The 20,862-nt window shown below is 43.8% G+C and carries 19 protein-coding genes and 1 other annotated feature; of the genes, 7 read left to right on the top strand and 12 right to left on the bottom strand.

Going from position 1 to position 20,862, the window contains the following annotated elements:
* Nucleotides 1–164: 164 nt before the first annotated feature.
* Both Q5C82_RS07995 and Q5C82_RS07990 read right to left on the bottom strand, forming a co-directional pair.
* Complete coding sequence (locus Q5C82_RS07995) at nucleotides 165–665, bottom strand: hypothetical protein (RefSeq protein WP_032727398.1); 501 nt, start codon at nucleotides 663–665, stop codon at nucleotides 165–167.
* 89 nt (nucleotides 666–754) lie between these two features.
* Nucleotides 755–1,654 carry a dienelactone hydrolase family protein gene (locus Q5C82_RS07990; RefSeq protein WP_003223367.1) on the bottom strand — a complete coding sequence of 300 codons (900 nt, stop codon included), beginning with the start codon at nucleotides 1,652–1,654 and terminating at the stop codon, nucleotides 755–757.
* 217 nt (nucleotides 1,655–1,871) lie between these two features.
* On the opposite strand from Q5C82_RS07990, the gene Q5C82_RS07985 reads away from it, so the two are divergent.
* Genes Q5C82_RS07985 through melA form a run of 5 tightly spaced genes read left to right on the top strand, consistent with a single transcriptional unit; the run spans nucleotide 1,872 to nucleotide 7,270 of the window.
* A complete protein-coding gene (locus Q5C82_RS07985) occupies nucleotides 1,872–2,906 on the top strand; it encodes a LacI family DNA-binding transcriptional regulator (RefSeq protein ID WP_003223365.1) in 1,035 nt (344 codons plus the stop codon).
* Nucleotides 2,907–2,939: 33 nt separating this feature from the next.
* Nucleotides 2,940–4,217 (top strand): ABC transporter substrate-binding protein, encoded by a 1,278-nt coding sequence (locus Q5C82_RS07980; RefSeq protein WP_003223363.1) that lies wholly within the window; start codon nucleotides 2,940–2,942, stop codon nucleotides 4,215–4,217.
* Nucleotides 4,214–5,125 carry a carbohydrate ABC transporter permease gene (locus tag Q5C82_RS07975; protein ID WP_003223362.1) on the top strand — a complete coding sequence of 304 codons (912 nt, stop codon included), beginning with the start codon at nucleotides 4,214–4,216 and terminating at the stop codon, nucleotides 5,123–5,125. Before Q5C82_RS07980 ends, Q5C82_RS07975 begins: the two co-directional genes overlap by 4 nt.
* On the top strand, nucleotides 5,122–5,952 hold the full coding sequence (locus Q5C82_RS07970) for a carbohydrate ABC transporter permease (RefSeq protein WP_003223361.1): 831 nt from the start codon (nucleotides 5,122–5,124) through the stop codon (nucleotides 5,950–5,952). The genes Q5C82_RS07975 and Q5C82_RS07970 overlap by 4 nt, the downstream gene beginning before the upstream one ends.
* Nucleotides 5,953–5,971: 19 nt before the next feature.
* Entirely contained in the window at nucleotides 5,972–7,270 is a 1,299-nt protein-coding gene (gene melA, locus Q5C82_RS07965) for an alpha-galactosidase MelA (RefSeq protein ID WP_003223359.1), read from the top strand.
* A 22-nt stretch (nucleotides 7,271–7,292) separates the two neighbouring features.
* On the opposite strand, the gene Q5C82_RS07960 is transcribed toward melA, so the two are convergent.
* From Q5C82_RS07960 to Q5C82_RS07950, 3 genes are all read right to left on the bottom strand, one after another.
* Nucleotides 7,293–7,604: a rhodanese-like domain-containing protein gene (locus Q5C82_RS07960; RefSeq protein WP_003223357.1), complete on the bottom strand. Its 312-nt coding sequence runs from the start codon at nucleotides 7,602–7,604 to the stop codon at nucleotides 7,293–7,295.
* A gap of 114 nt (nucleotides 7,605–7,718) precedes the next feature.
* The gene (leuS, locus tag Q5C82_RS07955) at nucleotides 7,719–10,133 is read right to left on the bottom strand and encodes a leucine--tRNA ligase (protein ID WP_003223355.1); all 2,415 of its coding nucleotides are present in this window, start codon (nucleotides 10,131–10,133) and stop codon (nucleotides 7,719–7,721) included.
* Between the two features lie 109 nt (nucleotides 10,134–10,242).
* Nucleotides 10,243–10,457: a binding site (T-box leader), on the bottom strand.
* Nucleotides 10,458–10,560: 103 nt separating this feature from the next.
* A complete protein-coding gene (locus tag Q5C82_RS07950; protein WP_003223352.1) occupies nucleotides 10,561–10,896 on the bottom strand; it encodes a DUF4257 domain-containing protein in 336 nt (111 codons plus the stop codon).
* 393 nt (nucleotides 10,897–11,289) lie between these two features.
* Here Q5C82_RS07950 and Q5C82_RS07945 point away from each other — a divergent pair, with 393 nt between their 5' ends.
* Nucleotides 11,290–12,075, top strand: a complete 786-nt coding sequence (locus Q5C82_RS07945) for a blue-light photoreceptor (protein ID WP_003223351.1) — start codon at nucleotides 11,290–11,292, stop codon at nucleotides 12,073–12,075.
* 31 nt (nucleotides 12,076–12,106) lie between these two features.
* On the opposite strand, the gene Q5C82_RS07940 is transcribed toward Q5C82_RS07945, so the two are convergent.
* Nucleotides 12,107–13,300 carry an MFS transporter gene (locus Q5C82_RS07940; RefSeq protein ID WP_003223349.1) on the bottom strand — a complete coding sequence of 398 codons (1,194 nt, stop codon included), beginning with the start codon at nucleotides 13,298–13,300 and terminating at the stop codon, nucleotides 12,107–12,109.
* Nucleotides 13,301–13,489: 189 nt separating this feature from the next.
* On the opposite strand from Q5C82_RS07940, the gene Q5C82_RS07935 reads away from it, so the two are divergent.
* Nucleotides 13,490–14,236, top strand: a complete 747-nt coding sequence (locus Q5C82_RS07935; RefSeq protein ID WP_003223346.1) for an LMBR1 domain-containing protein — start codon at nucleotides 13,490–13,492, stop codon at nucleotides 14,234–14,236.
* A 36-nt stretch (nucleotides 14,237–14,272) separates the two neighbouring features.
* On the opposite strand, the gene Q5C82_RS07930 is transcribed toward Q5C82_RS07935, so the two are convergent.
* From Q5C82_RS07930 to ytrE, 6 genes are all read right to left on the bottom strand, one after another.
* Nucleotides 14,273–16,213, bottom strand: a complete 1,941-nt coding sequence (locus tag Q5C82_RS07930) for an ABC transporter permease (protein ID WP_003223344.1) — start codon at nucleotides 16,211–16,213, stop codon at nucleotides 14,273–14,275.
* Nucleotides 16,203–16,964 (bottom strand): bacitracin ABC transporter ATP-binding protein BceA, encoded by a 762-nt coding sequence (bceA, locus tag Q5C82_RS07925; protein WP_003223342.1) that lies wholly within the window; start codon nucleotides 16,962–16,964, stop codon nucleotides 16,203–16,205. Before bceA ends, Q5C82_RS07930 begins: the two co-directional genes overlap by 11 nt.
* 101 nt (nucleotides 16,965–17,065) lie before the next feature.
* Entirely contained in the window at nucleotides 17,066–18,070 is a 1,005-nt protein-coding gene (locus Q5C82_RS07920) for a HAMP domain-containing histidine kinase (RefSeq protein ID WP_003223340.1), read from the bottom strand.
* Nucleotides 18,063–18,758, bottom strand: coding sequence for a two-component response regulator BceR (gene bceR, locus Q5C82_RS07915; protein ID WP_013308036.1), 696 nt, complete (start codon nucleotides 18,756–18,758; stop codon nucleotides 18,063–18,065). Before bceR ends, Q5C82_RS07920 begins: the two co-directional genes overlap by 8 nt.
* Nucleotides 18,759–18,855: 97 nt before the next feature.
* On the bottom strand, nucleotides 18,856–20,166 hold the full coding sequence (ytrF, locus tag Q5C82_RS07910; RefSeq protein ID WP_003223336.1) for an ABC transporter permease YtrF: 1,311 nt from the start codon (nucleotides 20,164–20,166) through the stop codon (nucleotides 18,856–18,858).
* Nucleotides 20,156–20,851 carry an ABC transporter ATP-binding protein YtrE gene (ytrE, locus tag Q5C82_RS07905; protein WP_003223334.1) on the bottom strand — a complete coding sequence of 232 codons (696 nt, stop codon included), beginning with the start codon at nucleotides 20,849–20,851 and terminating at the stop codon, nucleotides 20,156–20,158. The genes ytrF and ytrE overlap by 11 nt, the downstream gene beginning before the upstream one ends.
* Between the last annotated feature and the right edge of the window lie 11 nt (nucleotides 20,852–20,862).

Here is a 20,862-nt window from a genome sequence, read left to right as displayed (position 1 = left end):
ATATCACATCCTATTCAAAATGTTAACCAATTATAAATTAAAGTTAACAATTAGAATATTATTATTCACATACGATTCTGTCAATATAGGAAATCTTCATTTTGTTTTGGAGCTGGTTCTTGAAACGAGCAAAAAGACCGTTTTACAGTAAAACGGTCCTAGCCTTAGATGTCTATTCCTCTGCGTTTTTTTCGATTTCGAACCTTGATGAACAAGCCGATCCCATTTATCAACATCAGCCCAAAAATCGTATTACCTAACGGTGCCCAGCCATTCTCACCTGTGAAACATAAGGACAGGACCACCTTCCCAACAAGTGTCACATTTAATAGGAATAAACCAAATACAAGCGACCGCTTCCAGAAAGCAGCCAAAATAAAACCGAGAAAAACCATCATGAAAGCTATTGTTAAAACCGCCGAGACCGGACTGCTTAAAAGCATTTGTTCAAATTCGAGCACTTTTTGCATTTGCAGATGGATCTTCTTAGGTTCTGGAAACCAGACCATACTGCTCATCATCAATACAAAAGTGATGATGATGCCTTTCCAGCTGCGCTTATACGCAGCATAAACCAATACGAGTAAAAAGAGGGGGCGAATATACCAGCTTAATGGATTGAGATGCCGCCGGAAAGCCCAATCCAAAATGTCTTGTAATTCTATTGGTTCCACATCCCTCGTTTATTAATAAAATTTGATGTGCTTCTGACAAAACTCTTTCATCTGGCCTTCTGCCAGTTTACGCGTAACCGTCACAGCCACTTTTGCAAAAACCGGACAGCTTCACGCCTCATGACTGCTGTTTCGAAATGCCCCGAAGCGGAACGGACCACCCGATAGCAATCAGAAGCTTCCTGTCCAGCATACACAGCTGTCAATTCTTCTTCGATTTTGTTCACACCCTCAGCCGGCGTTAACCGGTCGTGTACACCAACAAGGCTAAGGTGGGGGCGCGGCGCGATCATGCTTTGGATCTCCGAGGCAGAAAAATGCTTTGCAAGCGACGGGACGTAATAATAAAAGCCGTGCCGATCAAGATTCTGTGTTGTCATCAGCACGTGATGATCTACCTGGCTGCACAAATCCACACACACCTTTATCCGGTCATCAAGCGCCGCTGTCCACCACGCCATCAACCCTCCCATAGACATGCCAATGGTCCCGATTCTGTCAGGCTTCACATCAGGGCGAGACTGCAGATAATCTAACGCTCTTAAACTGTCATAAATCATCATGCCCCACATCACTCTTCCGGTAAGAAGCATTTCTTTAAAAATCTCGCTTTCCGTTTTTCCCTGCCGATCTCCAAATCCCCAATGGTCAATCGCAAGCACGCCGTACCCAAGAGAAGTCAGCTCACGGAAAAAAGAAGGCGCTTTCAAATAATCCGCTCCTTCAATCAGTTCACTTTTTCCCCTGTCATACTGGCCGCCATGCGAATGCTGAAACAATACGGCTGGATAAGGCCCTTTTGCGGATTTCGGTTTTACAAAATAAGCGGGCACCTTTTCATGTCCGTTTAGATCGAGCAGGAGCGTTTCAATGATGTTTCCTTCTCTTTCTTCAATACGCAATGACTCCGTACTGATTTCCCTCTGATCAGGCAAATCTCCAAGCAATCGAAACAGCTGCTTTCTTCTTTCCGTACTCATTCCCTCACCCTTCCTTTTTCGCTTACTTCACATTTACGAGACGAATCTGGTTTCCCCTTTATTTTTCCAAAATAAATCGCATCATTTACTAAATATTTAGTAAATATAACGAAATATTCCGAAAATAGTTATTGTAACCGCTTACTTTCTTATGATAGTATCAATTTATCAAAAACAGAGAAGTTAATATTTTACTAAATAGATGAGAGGGATACCTATGGTTCGGATTAAAGATATCGCCTTGAAAGCTAATGTTTCCAGTGCGACTGTTTCCAGAATTTTAAATGAAGATGAGTCGCTTTCTGTTGCTGGCGAAACGAGACAAAGAGTCATCACTATCGCAGAAGAGCTCGGCTATCAAACAGTTGCCAAACGCCGGAAAGCCCGCGGGCAAAAACAGCGGGCCCAGCCGCTGATCGGCGTGCTGAGCTGTCTGTCCCCTGATCAGGAACGGCAGGACCCTTATTTTTCTTCGATTCGCAAAGGCATTGAAAAAGAATGCTTTGAACAGGAAATTTTCATTACAAATTCGATTCATCTCGGTTCCTTTCAGGAGCATATCTTTCGGGAACTGGATGGTGTCATTGTTATCGGCCGTGTTCATGATGAAGCGGTTAAGCATATCAGCGGAAGGCTGGAACATGCCATATTTATCAATCATTCTCCTGATCCGCAAGCATACGATTCGATTGGCATTGATTTTGAATCCGCTTCACGCCAAGCGATTGATCACCTTTTCGGTCTTGGTTACAAACGGTTAGGTTACATTGGCGGGCAGGAAAAAGAGCATACGCTGAAGGACGGTCAAAGCACTCGCAGAACCATTGAAGACAAACGACTGACCGCCTTTTTGGAGTCCGCCGCCCCCCAGCCTGAGCATGTGCTGATCGGAGAATACAGCATGCGTGAGGGTTATCGCCTGATGAAGAAAGCAATCGCCAAAGGCAATCTGCCGGAAGCATTCTTTATCGCGAGCGATTCCATGGCGATCGGCACGTTAAAAGCGCTTCAGGAAGCCGGACTGCAGGTGCCGCGGGATACAGCGATCGTCAGCTTTAATGGCATTGAAGAAGCTGAATTTGCCAGCACGCCTTTAACGACGGTGAAGGTGTACACAGAGGAAATGGGCCGTACAGGTGTAAAACTGCTGCTTGATCGTCTCAATGGCCGAACCCTTCCTCACCATGTCACCCTGCCAACAACATTAATCGTGAGACAAAGCTGCGGATATACAGCTAAGGAGGTGACATAAGCAAGCATTCATCACGATGATAAGGAGGAAAAGATGAAACACACTTTTGTTTTATTTCTCTCTCTTATTCTGCTTGTTCTGCCCGGCTGCTCAGCAGAGAAAAGTTCAGCAGATACCGCAAAAAAGACGTTAACCATTTATTCTACAATGTCAACGGACAGTGAAAGAGATACGTTCAGAAAACTGGCGGCAGCGTTTGAAAAGGAACACAGAGACCTTCGTGTCAGCCTTCATTTCCCAGGCAATGACTATGAAAATATGATGCGTGTCAGAATGGCAGCCAATGATTTGCCTGACCTTTTCGATACACATGGCTGGGGAAAAATTAGGTATGGAGAATATACAGCGGATCTCAGAGATATGGGATGGACCCAAGATCTCGATCCCAATTTAAACAGCATCCTCAAAAATAAAAGCGGCAAGGTATATGCCTACCCGATCAATCAGGCAAAAGACGGCCTGGCATATAACCGCAATATTTTAGACCGTTACGGCATTAACCCGCCGGAAACCATGGATGACTTTATCAAAGCGCTGAGAACGATTAAAGAAAAGAGCAAGGGAAGCATTGTTCCCTTCTGGTTTGCCGGATATGACAAAAGCTCATTCGCCCAATATTACGACCAATTCGCTACACCTCTTCTCATCACGGATCCTGCCCATAATGAAAAGAAACAGCTCATTGACGGCACCTTCAATTGGAGAAAATTTACTTATCTATCAGATACCCTCAAACAAATGCAGAAAGAAAAACTGATCAATATTGACGCCGTAACTGCAAAAAAATCACAGCTCATTGAATTAATGGCCCAAAACAAAATCGCCTTTACGATGCAAGGAGGCACACTCGGCCAAGACGTTGCCCAGATCAATCCGAAGGTCAAGGTCGGCATTATCCCGACACCTGCCATACATCCCGATGATGATCCGATATGGATCGGCGGTGAACGCTACACACTTGCAGCTTGGAAAGACTCCCCTCACGTAAAGGAAGCAAAAGAATTCATCGCATTTATGGCCCGTCCCGCCAATGCCAAACAAATGGCTGAAGCCACATCGCTTCCATCAGGTCTGACCAATGTCAAAGCTGATATTTTCTACTCAAATGACTATGAGCATTATCAAGATGTCAAAGTCGAGCCTTACTTCGACCGTTTATACTTGCCAAACGGAATGTGGGATGTCCTGGGCACGGTCGGACAGGAGCTTATGGCTGACATTTTGACGCCTCAAGAGATTTCGAAGAAGCTGGGAAGAGAATACAAACGACTCCGGGAGCAATCGGAAACACAGGGAGCTGAAGAACAATGAGTGAGATCGCAAGAGACGTTCATGTGAAACAGGTGAAGCCGAAAAAGCAGTCCTCACTTTGGTGGATGTATATTCCTGCTTTGCTCTCCGTTCTGGTCTTTATGATTTATCCGTTTGCAAAAGGCGCATTGATCACCTTTACAAACTGGAACGGCTTTTCACAAGTCTACCAATGGGTGGGATTCGCGCAATATGAAAGGCTGTTTTCTGATCCTGACACTTGGCACATCTTAAAAAACACGCTGCTTTATGGGCTCGGCAGCACCTTTTTCCAAAATGTGATCGGACTCCTGTACGCCCTGCTCTTGAATCAAAGCATCAAAATGAAAGCAATGACAAGAACAATTGTATATTTGCCGGTGATGATCAGCCCACTCATTATGGGTTACATTTGGTACTTTTTCTTCTCCTATGACGGAGGTGCGCTCAATGATTTGCTCGGTGTATTCGGCATCAGCCCGATCAATGCGCTCGCCAGTCCATCGCTCAATCCGTGGATCATTGTCATGATTAACACCTATCAATATGTCGGGATCGCTATGATTGTCTACTTAGCTGGCCTGCAAAGCATTCCGAAAGACTACTACGAAGCGGCGCAAATGGATGGTGCGAAACAAAGCCAGCAGTTTTTCAGCATTACGCTGCCGCTGTTAATGCCCTCGATCACGATTAATATGGTCATCAACATTATCGGAGGCTTAAAGCTGTTTGATGTCATTATCGCGCTCACCGCAGGCGGTCCCGGAAATGCGTCACAATCTATGTCCACGTTTATGTATGATTTGTATTTCAAACGGCAGGATGCCGGCTATGCCGCAACACAAGGCATATTTATGGCATTTGTCATTTTGATCATCAGCTTTTGCGCACTTGCGTACTTTAAAAGAAAGGAGACGGAAACGTCATGAAAGCCGCCCGTTCAAAAAAACTGCGGATCGTTACGCTTTTTGCCGCCATTGTGGCCTGTGCGCATTTTATTCCTTTTTACATCCTGCTGACCACTTCATTAAAAGCAAAAGGAGACTACAGTTCAAAATGGCTGTTTCCAGCCGACATCTCCTTTCACAATTTTTCAGAGGCATGGGAGCGCGCTTCGTTAGGAAACTCTTTTATGAACACCATCATCATCACAGGTTTTTCTGCCTTGTTATTAATTATATTCGGCTCACTTGCTGCCTACCCGCTTGCACGGCGGGAAACGAAACTGAATAAAGCCGTTTTTGCCTTGCTGATTTCCATTATGATCATCCCTCCGTTAACGTCGATGGTGCCTTTGTACCGAATGGTAGTGGACGCCGGAATGGTCAATACACACGCCATCGCCATTTTGATCAATACAGCGGCTTATATGCCGTTAACCGTATTCTTGTATTCTGGCTTCATCCGTTCGACCATTCCAAAAGAGCTTGAAGAGGCCGCAAGAATAGATGGCGCAGGCATGCTGAAAATCTTTTTTACGATCGTGTTTCCTCTGTTGAAGCCGATCACTGCGACCATCTGTATTATTTCCTGTGTCTTCATATGGAACGACTATCAATTTGCGATTTTCTTTTTACAAGATCAAAAGGTTCAGACATTAACAGTAGCCATGGCAGGGTTTTTCGGTGAAAATGCCAACAATCTGCATTTAGTTGCCGCAGCCGCACTTATGGCGATGCTGCCGATGGTTATTCTGTTTTTGGCGCTGCAAAAATACTTTATTGCCGGCCTGTCATCCGGAGCGGTAAAGGGATAACATTAAGGGAGGAAGCAATATGAAAAAGATTACATTTATCGGTGCAGGGAGCACCATTTTCGCCAAAAATGTTTTGGGAGACTGCTTGTTAACTGAAGCGCTGAATGGATTTGAATTCGCCCTTTATGACATTGATCCAAAACGCTTACAGGAATCCCAGCTCATGCTCGAAAATCTGAGAGACCGCTATAACCCTAGCGTGGCCATCAACAGCTACGACGACAGAAAACTCGCTTTGCAGAACGCAAGCTATGTCATCAATGCGATTCAGGTTGGAGGGTATAAACCGAGCACAGTCATAGATTTCGAGATTCCGAAACGGTACGGGCTGCGTCAGACGATCGCCGACACAGTCGGCATCGGCGGGATCTTCAGATCACTTAGAACAATCCCGGTCTTATTTGATATCGCAAAAGATATGGAGGAAATGTGCCCGGATGCATGGTTTTTAAACTATACAAACCCGATGGCCTCTCTTACAGGCGCCATGCTCCGCTATACGAATGTCAAAACAATCGGACTCTGCCACAGTGTTCAAGTGTGCACGAAGGATTTATTCAAATCTCTCGGAATGGAGCATCACGGAATCGAGGAGCACATCGCGGGCATCAATCATATGGCTTGGCTTTTGGAAGTCAAAAAAGACGGCCTAGATCTATATCCAGAAATCAAAAGGAGAGCGAAAGAAAAACAAAAAACAAAACATCATGATATGGTGCGGTTTGAATTGATGGATAAGTTCGGCTATTATGTCACGGAATCATCCGAACACAACGCAGAATACCATCCATACTTTATTAAACGGAACTATCCCGAGCTGATCAGCGAGCTGCAAATCCCTCTCGACGAATATCCGAGAAGATGCGTCAAACAGATTCAAAATTGGGAGAAAATGCGGGATGATATCGTCAATAATAAAAACCTCACGCATGAACGCTCAAAGGAATATGGTTCAAGAATTATAGAAGCAATGGAAACGAACGAGCCGTTCACCTTCGGGGGAAACGTCTTGAATACAGGACTGATCACCAATCTTCCTTCAAAAGCGGTTGTGGAAGTGACATGCGTCGCCGACAGAAAAAAAATTACCCCTTGCTTCACCGGAGAACTGCCTGAGCAGCTTGCAGCCTTAAACCGGACGAATATTAATACGCAGCTGATGACAATTGAAGCAGCTGTTACACGGAAAAAAGAAGCGGTCTACCAAGCGGCACTGCTTGATCCTCATACAAGCGCGGAGCTTTCCATGACTGACATCATCTCCATGTGTGATGATTTATTTGCAGCACACGGCGATTGGCTTCCGGAATATAAATAAAAAACTAGGGGACCGCTCTCCCCTAGTTTTTTGGTTTTGTTTCGCCTTCCCAGGCCATCATGCCGCCTTCAACATTGACTGTTTTAAAACCTTGCTCATCCAAGTACCTGCAGACATTCATGCTGCGCATTCCTGAGCGGCAGATAAACACGTACTCTTTGTCTTTATCAAGGGTGTCCACTTTTTCAGGAATATCCCCCATCCGAATATGAACGGCTTGCGGGATCATGCCTTCCGCCACCTCTTCATCTTCTCTGACATCAATTAAATATAGTTCTTCGTCCGCCTCAATTTTTTCTTTCAAAGCGGCTGTGCTGATTTCTTTTATCTTCAAAGAAAACACTCCTATTCACAATGATCATGTTCAGTATATCAAAGTCAGCTGGACGATTGCTATTTAGAGACTGATAAAAAAATCCCCTTTTGGCAAAGGGGATTTTTTCTAGGCTTAGTTTGCCACAATATTGACAAGCTTGCCAGGCACCGCGATGATTTTTCGAATCGTTTTGCCTTCAAGCTGCTCTTTGACCTTTTCATCTGCTTGAGCAAGCTGTTCCAGCTGTTCTTTCGTCGCATCGGCAGGAACCTGTAATTTCGCTTTTACTTTTCCGTTCAGCTGAACAACGATTTCAACTTCATCATCCACAAGTTTTGTTTCATCATATACAGGCCAAGCTTCGTATGCAATCGTGCCGGAATGGCCAAGCTTCTCCCAAAGCTCTTCCGCTAAGTGAGGCGCGACAGGAGAAAGAAGCTTCACGAAGCCTTCCATATATTCTTTCGGCAGCTCTGTTGCTTTATACGCTTCATTAATAAAGACCATCAGCTGGGAAATACCCGTGTTGAAACGAAGGCCTTCATAATGGTCTGTGACTTTCATGACCGTTTCATGATACACGCGCTCCAATGTTTCACCGGCACCTTCAACGATTTTGCCATTAAGCTCACCACTGTCTTCAACAAACAGGCGCCATACGCGGTCTAGGAAGCGGCGCGCGCCGTCTAATCCTGATTCAGACCAGGCGATTGAAGCATCAAGCGGTCCCATAAACATTTCGTACAATCTCAGCGTATCAGCGCCATGAGAGGCAACGATTTCATCAGGGTTGACAACGTTCCCTTTAGATTTACTCATTTTTTCGTTGTTTTCGCCGAGAATCATGCCTTGGTTGTACAGCTTTTGGAACGGTTCTTTCGTCGGTACTACGCCGATATCATAAAGGAACTTATGCCAGAAGCGGGCATACAGAAGGTGAAGCACGGCATGTTCTGCGCCGCCGATATACATATCAACCGGAAGCCATTTTTCCAATTTCTCTGGTGATGCCAGCTGATCCGGATTGCGCGGATCAATATAGCGCAAGAAATACCAGCAGCTTCCCGCCCATTGCGGCATTGTATTCGTTTCTCTTCTTCCTTTTTTCCCTGTCTGAGGGTCTGTGACTTCCACCCAATCTTTAATGTTCGCAAGCGGTGATTCGCCTGTTCCGCTCGGTTTGATTTCATCCGTTTTCGGCAAAATCAGCGGCAGCTCCTCTTCCGGCACAGCCGTTGATGTTCCGTCTTCCCAATGAATGACCGGAATCGGTTCGCCCCAATAACGCTGGCGGCTGAAGAGCCAGTCGCGCAGACGGTACGTCACTTTCTTTTCGCCGTTTTTCGTTTCTTCCAGCCAAGCGATCACTTTCTCAATCGCTTCCTGCTTGTTAAGGCCGTTCAGAAAATCTGAGTTTACGTGCTCGCCGTCGCCAGTGTACGCTGCTTCCTCAATGTTTCCGCCTTTCACGACTTCCTTCACCGGAAGGCCGAATGTTTTGGCGAATTCAAAATCACGCTCATCGTGGCCAGGAACAGCCATAACAGCACCTGTTCCGTATGAAGCAAGAACGTAATCCGCAATCCAGATCGGCAATTTTTCTCCGTTTACAGGATTGATCGCATAAGCTCCTGTGAAAACGCCTGTCTTTGTTTTCGCAAGATCTGTACGCTCAAGGTCACTCTTTGATTGAATTTCTTTGATATATGCTTCAACAGCTTCTTTTTGCTCTGCCGTTGTGATGTTTTCCACCAATGCGTGTTCCGGAGCAAGTACAGTGTATGTAGCGCCAAACAGCGTATCTGGTCTTGTCGTAAACACCGTAAAGGATTCAGCGTGTCCATCTACAGCAAAATGAACGTGCGCGCCTTCAGAACGGCCGATCCAGTTGCGCTGCATGTCTTTAATGCTCTCCGGCCAGTCAAGCTCTTCCAAGTCTTCAAGAAGCCTGTCCGCATATGCTGTAATTTTCAGCATCCACTGCTTCATCGGGCGTCTCTCGACCGGATGGCCGCCGCGTTCGCTCTTGCCGTCAATGACTTCTTCGTTGGCAAGAACCGTTCCAAGCGCAGGGCACCAGTTTACAGGCACTTCGTCAACGTAAGCAAGGCCTTTTTCGTAAAGCTTTAAGAAAATCCATTGCGTCCATTTATAGTATTCGGGGTCAGTCGTGTTGATTTCACGATCCCAGTCATATGAGAAGCCAAGCGACTGAATTTGGCGGCGGAAATTATCGATATTCTGCTTCGTAAACACAGCGGGATCGTTCCCTGTGTCAAGCGCGTATTGTTCAGCCGGCAGGCCGAATGCATCCCAGCCCATTGGATGAAGGACATCATAGCCCTGCATACGCTTCATACGGGACAGGATATCTGTCGCTGTATATCCTTCAGGATGGCCGACGTGCAATCCCGCTCCAGACGGATAAGGGAACATGTCCAGCGCGTAAAATTTTTGTTTTTCATTATGATCAAGAGTGGCAAATGTTTTGTTTTCAAGCCAATATGTTTGCCATTTCTTTTCTATCTCTTTGTGCTGAAAACTCAAAGTAAAAACCTCCTTCTGATTGAATACGGCGTTTATGGTTCAAGTATTGACGGGAAGGAGAGGATTATATTCAGAATATTCCCAAACTAAAAAAAACTCCCTCATCCCAAAAAGGGACGAGAGACTTTCGTTTTCCCGCGGTACCACCCTCGTTAGCGCGGCATGCGCCGCACTCACTTGATACTTTTAACGCAGTTATGCGTCAGCGGCTTTTCACCGCTGCAACTCTGAGGTGAGTTCGGAAACAAACTTGATTGACTTTCACCAGCCGTCAACTCTCTGCAACAATATCTGCTTCTTACTGCTCCTCTTCATTGTTCTTATCGCAACCGTAATCTTAACTGTATTTTATAGAATTCTGTTCATAAGTGCAAGCAGGTTTGTATACAATGGGAATGTACCCTGAACGGGCGAAGATTGAGGACAATTATTCGGGTGGAGTTTTGGTTTGACGTTTGGACTCGGCCGGTTCGCCGCCGCTGTTCATTTCTCTTACAAAGTCAAAACTTCTGAGAACAGCTTCACCGCCGTAGCCTGAGATAATGGATAAGATGACAAGTTGAATTCCTGAATCGGGGTCAGCGGATAATACAAGTAAAATGGAAGCTGTCATTCCGATAAACCAATCTTCCAAAAATCCAAGGTAGATAAACCGCTTCGTCATTCTGGGCTTCTCCAGCCTGCCTCTCTTTTTCACATGACCGAGAATCCCCATGATTCCTCCAATTACACAAGCAATGAGTACCTGATGCAGCATCTTCATCATCACCTTCCTAAAGCCCTTATTTCGTAAAGCGACTTCAGGCCATCCAGCCCCCTTAAACAATTCCGATGATTTTCGATATCTACATACTGGCAAATCTGTGAAAAGCTTGTTTCTTCCATTATATGTGAACATATGATCGGTAAGCTTGATGCATTGGATTCATTTTTCACCCAGTGACATTGACCTAGTCACTCATTTAGCTACTTCCATTCATATGTTCAATCTCTGTTCTTATTTTTAGTGTATACGAGGACAAGCCTTGATGACAAACATCAAACTGCGCTTGCTTGAATCAGAACATGTGTTGTGCTACGGTTACTGTAGAATTCATTAAAAAAAGGGGAATACCAGGCTTTCGCACAGTTAGCTGACAGCCTAAGGGGGATTTATATGGCTAGTTTTCAATCATTTGGAATACAAGGACAGCTGGAAGTCATCAAAAAAGCGCTTGATCACGCCCGAGTCGGTGTGGTAATTACAGATCCTGCACTCGAAGATAATCCTATTGTTTACGTAAACCAAGGCTTTGTTCAAATGACCGGCTATAAAGCCGGGGAGATTTTAGGAAAGAACTGCCGTTTCTTACAGGGGAAACATACAGAATCCGCTGAAGTTGACAACATCAGAATTGCTTTGCAAAATAAAGAGCCGGTTACCGTTCAGATCCAAAACTACAAAAAAGACGGAACGATGTTCTGGAATGAATTGAGTATTGATCCGCTGGAGATCGAAGACAAGACCTATTTTGTCGGAATTCAAAAAGACATCACCCAGCAAAAAGAGTATGAAAAGCTTCTCGAGGATTCCCTCACAGAAATTACTGCACTTTCAACGCCTATTGTCCCGATTCGCAACGGCATTTCGGCTCTTCCGCTAGTCGGCAACCTGACAGAGGAGCGATTTAATTCCATCGTCAGCACATTAACGAATATCTTATCAACATCTAAGGATGATTATTTGATCATTGATTTATCGGGTTTGGCCCAAGTAAATGACCAAACTGCCGACCAGATTTTCAAGCTGAGCCATTTGCTGAAATTGACTGGAACCGAATTAATCATTACCGGCATTAAGCCTGAATTGGCCATGAAAATGAATAAACTGGACGCCAATTTCTCATCGCTGAAAACATATTCTAATGTAAAGGATGCCGTGAACGTGCTTCCGATTATGTAAAAAGATCCCGCTCATCCGGCGGGATCTTTTATTATGAAGAGATTGATGCTTGCTTATTTGTTTCTTTACCCGGTTTTATCCGTTTGTCATATAAAAGCGTTGTGGCAATACTGGTCAACAGCAAAACCAAAAGAGATAAAACAAGAGCTTGAATGCCGAAGTGATCGACAAGCAAACCGCCGAACAACGGACCAATCATTCTGCCGCCTGTCGCCGCGCTGTTGACAAAGCCTTGATAAAATCCTTCCTTCCCTTTAGGGGCAAGCTGGTTGGCAATCGTCGGCACCGCAGGCCAGACAAGCATTTCCCCGATAGTCAGGATCACCATGGCAGCCAGAAACATCGGGAAGTGCTTTGCCGTCAGCAGCATACTGAATGATAGAATGAAAATGATAAATCCGATGACCATTTGCGCTTTCAGCGACTCCGCCCATTTTTTCACTACAAAGCTGACAAGCGGCTGGCCAAGCACAATTAAAATTCCGTTAACCGTCCACAGCACGCTGTATAAAGAAAGAGATATTCCAATGCTTTGCGTGTACGAAGCAATCGTGGTAGACCACTGGGAATAAGCCAGCCAGCCAAGTACATAGCCGCTGCTTAATATGATGAGCGCAGCAAATTTTGCTTTGTTGTTTACAGCATCATAATCAAGCACCGATGTTTGAGACGCATCCTTCGTCTGAATATTTCGAAATCCGAAATATACGATAAAGAAAAAGACCAGATACAATGCAGCATTCGCCAAAAATACGTATGAAAACGAGAAAGACGCCACGACACCGCCAAGCGCTGAGCCGACGGCCACCCCCGCGTTTTGCGCAACATAGATCGCATTAAATGCCTTCCTTCCCCCTTCAGGCCACACCGATCCAGCCATTGCATAGCTGGCCGGAAAAACAACACCGGAACCAAAGCCCACAATTGTCAGCAACACAATATAGGCCGGCCACTCATGAAAAAAGACAAGGCCCATCAGGCTTGCTAACGTAATCCCAATCCCAAGCATAATCGATTTAAAGCCGCCGATTTTATCAAACAAAAAACCGCCGCATAAATTTCCTGCTACACTGGCGCCGGAATTCAGCATCAGCACAAGTCCGGCTACTGTTAATGACTTTCCTAAATGATTATGGATATAAATCGTATTCAGCGGCCATAAAAAAGAAGCACCCGTCACATTGATAAACATTCCAATGATTAAAATTTTAAGAGCACGCGGCATACTAATCCCCCTTTCTTCCCTAAAAAAGCTCATGAAAAAAACGAAACCTAAAAACGGCTCCGTACGAATCGAGTTATCATAGCACATTCATTCTATCTCTCTGTCTCACATTTTTCAACTGATGAGCGTGAAAAAATCTAACAAATATTGTTTAAAAAATGTAAAATAAGTAGAAAAAGGGGTAATATTATGGAAATGGTATTAGCATTCTTAGGTTTTCTCGCATGTCTCATTTCGCTTGGCTATGGATTGTATCACCTCGTCAGATATATGCTGAAAAAGGAAAAACGTTTCTCTAAGAAACTCTTTTGGCCGCTTTTGATAGGAGGCCTGGTACTGCTTTTCACCGGAGCAGGATTGTCAGAACCTGATGCTGCTGCAGCAAATGCTGAGAAAAAATATTCAGCGCTACACGCCGAATATAAAAGTCTCACAAAAGAGCATGAAGCACTTGAGAAAGAATATAAATCTGTCAGCTCTGAAGCAAAAAAATTGAAAAACAACACAGAAGATCAGGACAAGCTTAAACAGCTTGAAAAAGAAAATAGCGAACTAAAAAAGACTCAGAAATCATTACAAGCTGAGATTAAAGCGCTTCAAGAAAATCAAAAAAAGCTCAAAGAAGATACAAAAACGGTAAAGGCTGAAAATGAAACACTACACCAAGATAAAACAAAGCTTGAAAAGCAATTGAAAGAGGCAAAGAGCCAAACTGCCAGTTCTCATGAAGACACTGGAAATTCTTCAAGCAATACATATAAAAGTGATGAAGCCACAACAGCTGACACAGCAGAAGGCTGTAATATTAAAGGAAGCAAAAACGGCATCTACCACACGCCGGGCAGTACATACTATGACCGGACAACCGACCCGGCTGAAATGTTTTGTTCAGTTGAAGAAGCTGAAGCCGCCGGCTACCGGGCGCCAAAACGATAAACAAAAAGCTCCAGAATCTCTGGAGCTTTTGCTGTTTCACAACGACGATTTAATAACCTTCTTATAATAAAGCACTGACAAAAAACCAAAAATCGAGTAGAGCGCAGTATATAACACCATCACCACTATCATCGGTGTCCACACCTCAGATCCGAATAAGAACCAGCCGGATTGGACGGCAAAGTAGCTGTGGAAGAGGCCGACAACAAGTGGAATGCCGAAGTTGTACATTTGTTTGATGCGTATCCCCTTTATCAGGTCGCCCTGCGTAAAACCGAGTTTTCTCAAAATTGTATAATTCGGTTTTTCATCTTCACTTTCACCCATTTGTTTAAAATAAAGGATACATCCTGATGTAATCAGGAACGTTAATCCTAAGAAGCCGACGATGAACATCACGAGACCAAACAGTGATTTTTGCACAATGCTTGTATCCAATCTTGATAAATGCTGATCATTCTTGTTCACCTTATGAAAAAGCTCATTTGCTTTTTCAAGCTGATCCTCATGTTTCATATTGATGCCGATAAATTCAGATTGCGCCAGCTGAATGTGAGGGTCTTTATCTTTGTTCAGCTGTTTAAACAGGTTGTCATCCACTATGACTGCGGGCATTCCCCCGCTTGTAAACGTGTAGGATACAAGAAACTCTTCTCTTAATCCTTTATAGTCTAATGATTGTGTCTCATGCTTGCTGTTTACTTTAATGCTGCCGGAATCTTTTAAAACCATTATTTTTTTCAGCAAGTCGGTGTATCCTGAGAAAACGGCTTCCCCAGTCGCCACATCGACTCCTTTTACATCTTTATCGCTAACAACAGCAAGCTGTGTGTTGCTGGGATCGCCCTGCATCTCTTTCGAGGTTCCATCCATGATATTTGTGAGATCAAAAGACGCTTGCAGGACAGGCATTTCTTTTTGAACATACGAAATGTCATTTTCACTCAAACTGCTCTCAAATCGTTTGGCATCTTTCTCATTCATGAATGAAAAGTCAGCTGCTACATTTTGTTCAGCAGTCTTTTCTGCCGAGTAATACGAAATATAAGCGAGCGATAACAGCCCGATGGCGAGCGCTGAAACGGTTGTAATAATCGTCAATAGCAACGCGTTCGATTTCATTCTGAACATGATTGATGATAGTGACAGGACTTCTGAAATATTTAAGTAGCCGCCCTTGCTTTTTCGGATGATGTTCGAGATAAACGTCACCGATCCTTTATAAAAGAGAAACGTCCCGATAATGACGGTCCCCAGGATAAAGCTCATCGCAGCAAATAGTTCATTAATGGTCTTAAATTTTCCGCCGAACAGCTCAGAAGACACATAGTATCCTGTCAAAATCAGCACGATGCCCAAAGCGCCGATCAGCATCTGGAAAAATGATATTTTCTTCACTTTATCTTCAGTGGAAGACGCCACTTTAAATAAGGATAAAATACTTTGTTTTTTGATAAACGTATAATTCATGATCATAATCAAAAGGTAAATGCCGCAGAATACAATGATCGTTTGGATTAGAGCTTGCTCGGAAAAATGCAGTTTCGCATCAGCTTTGACATCGACAATTTTGAACAGAATCATTAAAACAAGCTTCGATATCGAAAACCCAGCCACTACCCCGATTGCTAAGGAACCGAAATACAGCATGATATTTTCTGCACTTAAGATGCGAAAGATTTTATGCTTCGTCATTCCGATTAATTGAAACAGCCCGATTTCTTTACTCCGTCTTTTAATAAAAATCGTATTGGCATATAAAATGAAGATCGCCACTACAGCCACAAGCAAAATCGAAGCGGTTTTAATGGCCGCGGCTCCCTTGATTGAAGCCTTCACTTCGTTAATCGCAGGATCATATTGGAGCGTGACAAAGGCGAAATAAAGAGCCACGCTAAAAATGAGCGCAAACACATATAAATAGTAATTCCGAAGATTCTTTTTCAAATTTCGCAGGATAAGCTGATTAATGTTCATGCTGCACCCCGCCTAACACGCCCTGCGTTTTCATAATATCCTGGAAAAACGTCTGCCTGTCTTGGCCTCCTTTATTCAGCTGTGTATACATTTGCCCGTCTTTAATGAAAATGACTCTCCCGCAGTAACTGGCCGCGACAGGATCATGGGTGACCATAATAATCGTGGCGTTGCGTTTCTGATTGAGCTGACTCAGCTTGTTTAATAGATCAGAGGCTGATTTTGAATCGAGCGCACCGGTCGGTTCATCAGCGAAAATAATGCTTGGATCATGAATAAACGCTCTCCCGGCGGATGTTCTCTGCTTCTGGCCGCCGGAAATTTCATTCGGGTACTTATCCCGCAATTCATAAATTCCCAGCTCCTTTGCAACTTCCTCGAATTTTCGATTGGCTTCCTTTTTTGATAGCTTCGTGATCGATAATGGCAGAAGGATATTTTCTTTCACTGTCAATGTGTCTAACAAATTGTAATCTTGAAAGATAAAGCCTAAATGCTGTTTTCTAAATTCAGCCAGTTGCTTTTCCTTCATAGAAGTCATTTCGTTTCCGTTAATGTTGATCGTTCCGTGACTGACCTGATCAATCGAAGACAGCACGTTAAGCAATGTGGTTTTCCCGGACCCTGATGCCCCCATAATACTGACAAATTCGCCTTTTTGGATATGGATATCAATACCTTTGAGCACTTCTTGTTTATTCAGCTTGTTTCCATAGCTTTTTCGAATTTTATTTGCTTGTAAGATCATCATTTCTATAATCTCCTTTATATTGGATAATCTCATTATAAAAAGGAATGCCGGGCTTTTCCTTCGATACGGCGAACAAAAAAGAAAAGCATGTGACATTTTCGTCACATGCTTATGACACGTTCAAATTGATTCCGTTTCGGAAAGGTTAATGTAAAAACTGTCCCCACACCGAACTCCGAATCAACATCAATATGGATCAATAACGGCGTCGCGGCTTTTTTCGCCAAGTACAGCCCCATGCCAGTGGACGCTTGATCATGGTGGTCCGTTGTAGATGTAAATCCTTTATCAAAAATACGCGGCACATCTTTTTGATCAATGCCCCTGCCACAGTCTTTCACTTGGAGCTGTGTCTGTTCCCCTTTTTGAAAGCTTTTGATCTCAATTTCAGAGGCTTCGCTGTATTTCACCGCATTTGTCAGCAGCTGCCTGATAATAAACGCCAGCCATTTTGCATCGCTCAGCACTTCTTCAGCCTCCAGCTGAATATCAAAGCCGATCCCTTTTTGGATACACCACGATTGTAAATCTTTGATTTCCTTGAAGATCAAAGGCTGAAGCTGAATGAATTCCACAGACAGATCGTTTTCAATAAATGATATGCGTTTTTGATGCAGCTGCTGATCTAAAAGCAGGTGAATACGAAGCCATTCATATGATAGCTGGGATTTTAAAGCGTGGTCTTCCATTCTATCAATGATTAAATGCATCGCTGTCAATGGGGTTTTGACCTCATGAATCCATGCCATCAGCTCATCTTTTTCATTTTCTAATGCCAAGCGATGCCGGGCTGCGGTCTGCTTCAAGTGTTCCGTTTGCCCGGTAATGCTTCTTTCAACCATCGATTCAAACGGCGTTGCCGGTTCATTTATCGCTGTCACATCAAGATTGTTCTCCCATGTTTGCAGGCTTTTATAAAACGCCGTTTCTTTCCGATAGCGGGCAAGAAGAAATATCATAAAAAACAAGCTGCACAAATACACCATATAAAGAATATTTTCAAATGAAATAGAGGGATCAACAAAAGCAACGAATAAAATCAAAACCTGCTGAAACAAAAACACGGCAATCCAGCTTCGCCTTTCGGTAAGGAATGCTTTAATCATAGAAATGATCCTCTTCCTTCGCCATGTATCCTTGGCCGACCTTCGTCTCGATATATGTGCCAAGCTGCAAGGCCTCCAGTTTTTTCCGCAGGCGGTTGACATTGACGGTCAGCGTATTATCACTCACAAAACGCTCATCGTTCCACAAGCTTCTGATCAGCTCTTCCCGGCTGACGATCTTGTTTTTTTGTTCTATTAGCTGTTTTAGAATGAACATTTCATTTTTAGTCAGTTCAACAGAGCCTTCGTCATTGCTGACGAGGTTCTGCTCTGCGTCTATGGCAGCCCCGCACCATGTTTTGATCGTGCTCGGCTCCGTATTATAATGATGTACGCGCCGGAAAATCGCTTGGATTTTCGCAATCAGCACATCAAAATGAAACGGCTTTTGAATAAAGTCATCTGCCCCAAGCTGCATAGACATCACCATATCAGCAGGATGATCTCGGGAGGATAAAAAGAGAATCGGAACATTTGACCGAGAGCGGATCAGCCGGCACCAATGAAACCCGTCAAATTTAGGCAGCTGGACATCAATAATGACGCAATCAGGCTTAACCGCCGCAAATTCCTGCAGAACTTGATTGAAATCCTGAATGCCATATACATCATAGGACCATCCCGTTAAGCGATCCTTGATTTCATGAAACAGCGATTCATCATCTTCAATCAGCAAAAGTTTAAACAATCGACTCACCGCACTTTTTCCTTTTTTTATCAAGTGTATAGCAAAACACCTTCATGCGCTATAGAGAAAGCCGGCTGTCTCAGCCGGCTCGTACACATTATAATTCTCTTCTCAACGCAGTCAGCACGTTGGTTTTGGTCGCTTTTCTCGCCGGGTTCATACCGGAAATCACCGCAACTCCTCCGCAAATCACAACGGCAATGATGACAAGGCTCGCCGGAATGTAGGAGAATGTGTAACTCAAATCGCCCGCTTCTCCCCCACTTGTCGCCGCGAGAATCATCGGAACGGCAAGGTTAACAAGGTAGCTCACGCCGTAAGAAATGATAATCCCAATCACACAGCCTAAAATCCCGATATACGCGCTTTCCATTAGAAACATTCGGCGAATGATAGACGGGCTCGCTCCAATCGCTTTCATAATGCCGATTTCCTGCGTTCTTTCTGTCACCGCCATCGTCATCGTGTTAAAAATACCGATCGCTGAGATGATTACCGCAATACATCCGACAAAGATCAGTCCGATTTTAAAGACCATGAAGAAGGTGTTGGCTCCCTCAAGCTCGGTAGTCACCGAGGTTACATAGTATCCGTCATCTGTCAGATCATTTGTCAGTTGTTCCACGTTCTCAAATTTATCAGCAAAAACACCAATGTTTTTTTCAACATTTCCGTCTTTGAAGTCTAAGAATTCCGAAAAATCTTTCTTGAATTGATCACTGATAAAAATGTTTGAGTCCTCCATCCAATCTTGAGATGGCTTTTTTGTAATACCAACAATTTTAAAGTCATATGTTTTTGTTTTTTCGACATCCCCTGTTTTAGGATCTGTTTTTGATACACTTAATTCAATTGTTTTGTTCAGAATATCTTTCGTATAGCCTTCTGGTTCTTTTATATCTTCCGGGTTTCCTTTTGCTTCCTCGATTTTTTTGTTATACTCTTCCGATTCTTTTTTCGTCAATAATCTCTTTGCAAAGTCGTATCCTACTACGATTTCATTTTCCGACTTTGCGACTCTTCCTTTTTCCAACTCCATATTGGCCTTCAGTTCATCATTCATATTGGTAAAGATTAAATTTGAGCTTTCATTTGTACGATTGCCTAAAGTTGCTTTGTTTGGTTCATACACTTGCGTTCTTTCTACAACTGACCTTACGTGGTCATACTTCTCTAAATCAGCTTTTTTAATAGGCTTGTCGCCTTCCTTGCCCATTACACTGACTTTCGTTACAATCTGCTGGCTCATTGTCATATCAGTAATTGTCTTTTGAATCCCAAATCCAACCGACGACAGCACCACCAAAAACGCACACGCCATTGTTGTCGCAAGAATTGTCATAAAGACACGCAATCTGTTTTTCTTCATATTTCTTCTAATAAAATGAACCTGATCCTTAAACCTCAACGGTAATTCCCCCTTTTAACACTCCGTCATGAAGCTGAAATTTTGAATGTCCGATGGAAGCCACTTCATCATCGTGAGTAATGATCACAAATGTAATGCCCCGCTCACGGTTTAGCTGTTGAATCAAATTCAGCACTTCCTGTTCCGTTTCTGAATCAAGGCTTCCTGTCGGCTCATCCGCTAAAATAATCGACGGATTTAAAATCAACGCTCTCGCAATGCTGACACGCTGCTGCTGGCCGCCTGACAGTTCATTCGGATAATGAGCGGCATGGTTTTCAAGACCAACGCGCTTCAGCATATCCTGTACCTTTTGCTTGCGCTCGGACGGTTTGATCCCTTTTAACGCCAGCGGCATTTCAACATTTTCATACGTCGTTAAACCCGGGATGAGCTGAAAGCTTTGAAAAATAAACCCAAAGTGTTCAAGGCGGAACTGAGCCCATTCCTTTTCATTAAAGCCCGTGACATCAGTTCCGTTAATCACAATACGCCCTTTTGTTGGTGAGATGTAGCCTGAAATCAAATTCAGAAGCGTTGACTTCCCCGACCCGCTTCGTCCGACGATACAAGCGATTTCACCTTTCGCAACAGTCAACGAGACATCTTTTAAGACAGGCACTTCATTCTCACGGCCCTTTTTTCCGATCGTGAAAGAATGGTTAATATGCTGAACATCAATCATCTTTTCTCTCT

The organism is uncultured Bacillus sp., from assembly GCF_958411575.1.
Lineage (GTDB): Bacteria > Bacillota > Bacilli > Bacillales > Bacillaceae > Bacillus > Bacillus spizizenii.
This window is presented reverse-complemented; position numbering and strand designations above follow the sequence as displayed.

Bases quoted from the DNA above. Each gene is read 5' to 3' on its own strand.
- Q5C82_RS07930 (WP_003223344.1), bottom strand. From the start codon at position 16,213: ATGAACATTAATCAGCTTATCCTGCGAAATTTGAAAAAGAATCTTCGG.
- Q5C82_RS07945 (WP_003223351.1), top strand. From the start codon at position 11,290: ATGGCTAGTTTTCAATCATTTGGAATACAAGGACAGCTGGAAGTCATC.
- Q5C82_RS07940 (WP_003223349.1), bottom strand. From the start codon at position 13,300: ATGCCGCGTGCTCTTAAAATTTTAATCATTGGAATGTTTATCAATGTG.
- Q5C82_RS07980 (WP_003223363.1), top strand. From the start codon at position 2,940: ATGAAACACACTTTTGTTTTATTTCTCTCTCTTATTCTGCTTGTTCTG.
- Q5C82_RS07935 (WP_003223346.1), top strand. From the start codon at position 13,490: ATGGAAATGGTATTAGCATTCTTAGGTTTTCTCGCATGTCTCATTTCG.
- melA (WP_003223359.1), top strand. From the start codon at position 5,972: ATGAAAAAGATTACATTTATCGGTGCAGGGAGCACCATTTTCGCCAAA.
- Q5C82_RS07975 (WP_003223362.1), top strand. From the start codon at position 4,214: ATGAGTGAGATCGCAAGAGACGTTCATGTGAAACAGGTGAAGCCGAAA.
- Q5C82_RS07950 (WP_003223352.1), bottom strand. From the start codon at position 10,896: ATGAAGATGCTGCATCAGGTACTCATTGCTTGTGTAATTGGAGGAATC.
- Q5C82_RS07970 (WP_003223361.1), top strand. From the start codon at position 5,122: ATGAAAGCCGCCCGTTCAAAAAAACTGCGGATCGTTACGCTTTTTGCC.
- Q5C82_RS07985 (WP_003223365.1), top strand. From the start codon at position 1,872: ATGGTTCGGATTAAAGATATCGCCTTGAAAGCTAATGTTTCCAGTGCG.
- Q5C82_RS07920 (WP_003223340.1), bottom strand. From the start codon at position 18,070: ATGATTAAAGCATTCCTTACCGAAAGGCGAAGCTGGATTGCCGTGTTT.
- bceA (WP_003223342.1), bottom strand. From the start codon at position 16,964: ATGATGATCTTACAAGCAAATAAAATTCGAAAAAGCTATGGAAACAAG.
- Q5C82_RS07990 (WP_003223367.1), bottom strand. From the start codon at position 1,654: ATGAGTACGGAAAGAAGAAAGCAGCTGTTTCGATTGCTTGGAGATTTG.
- ytrE (WP_003223334.1), bottom strand. From the start codon at position 20,851: ATGATTGATGTTCAGCATATTAACCATTCTTTCACGATCGGAAAAAAG.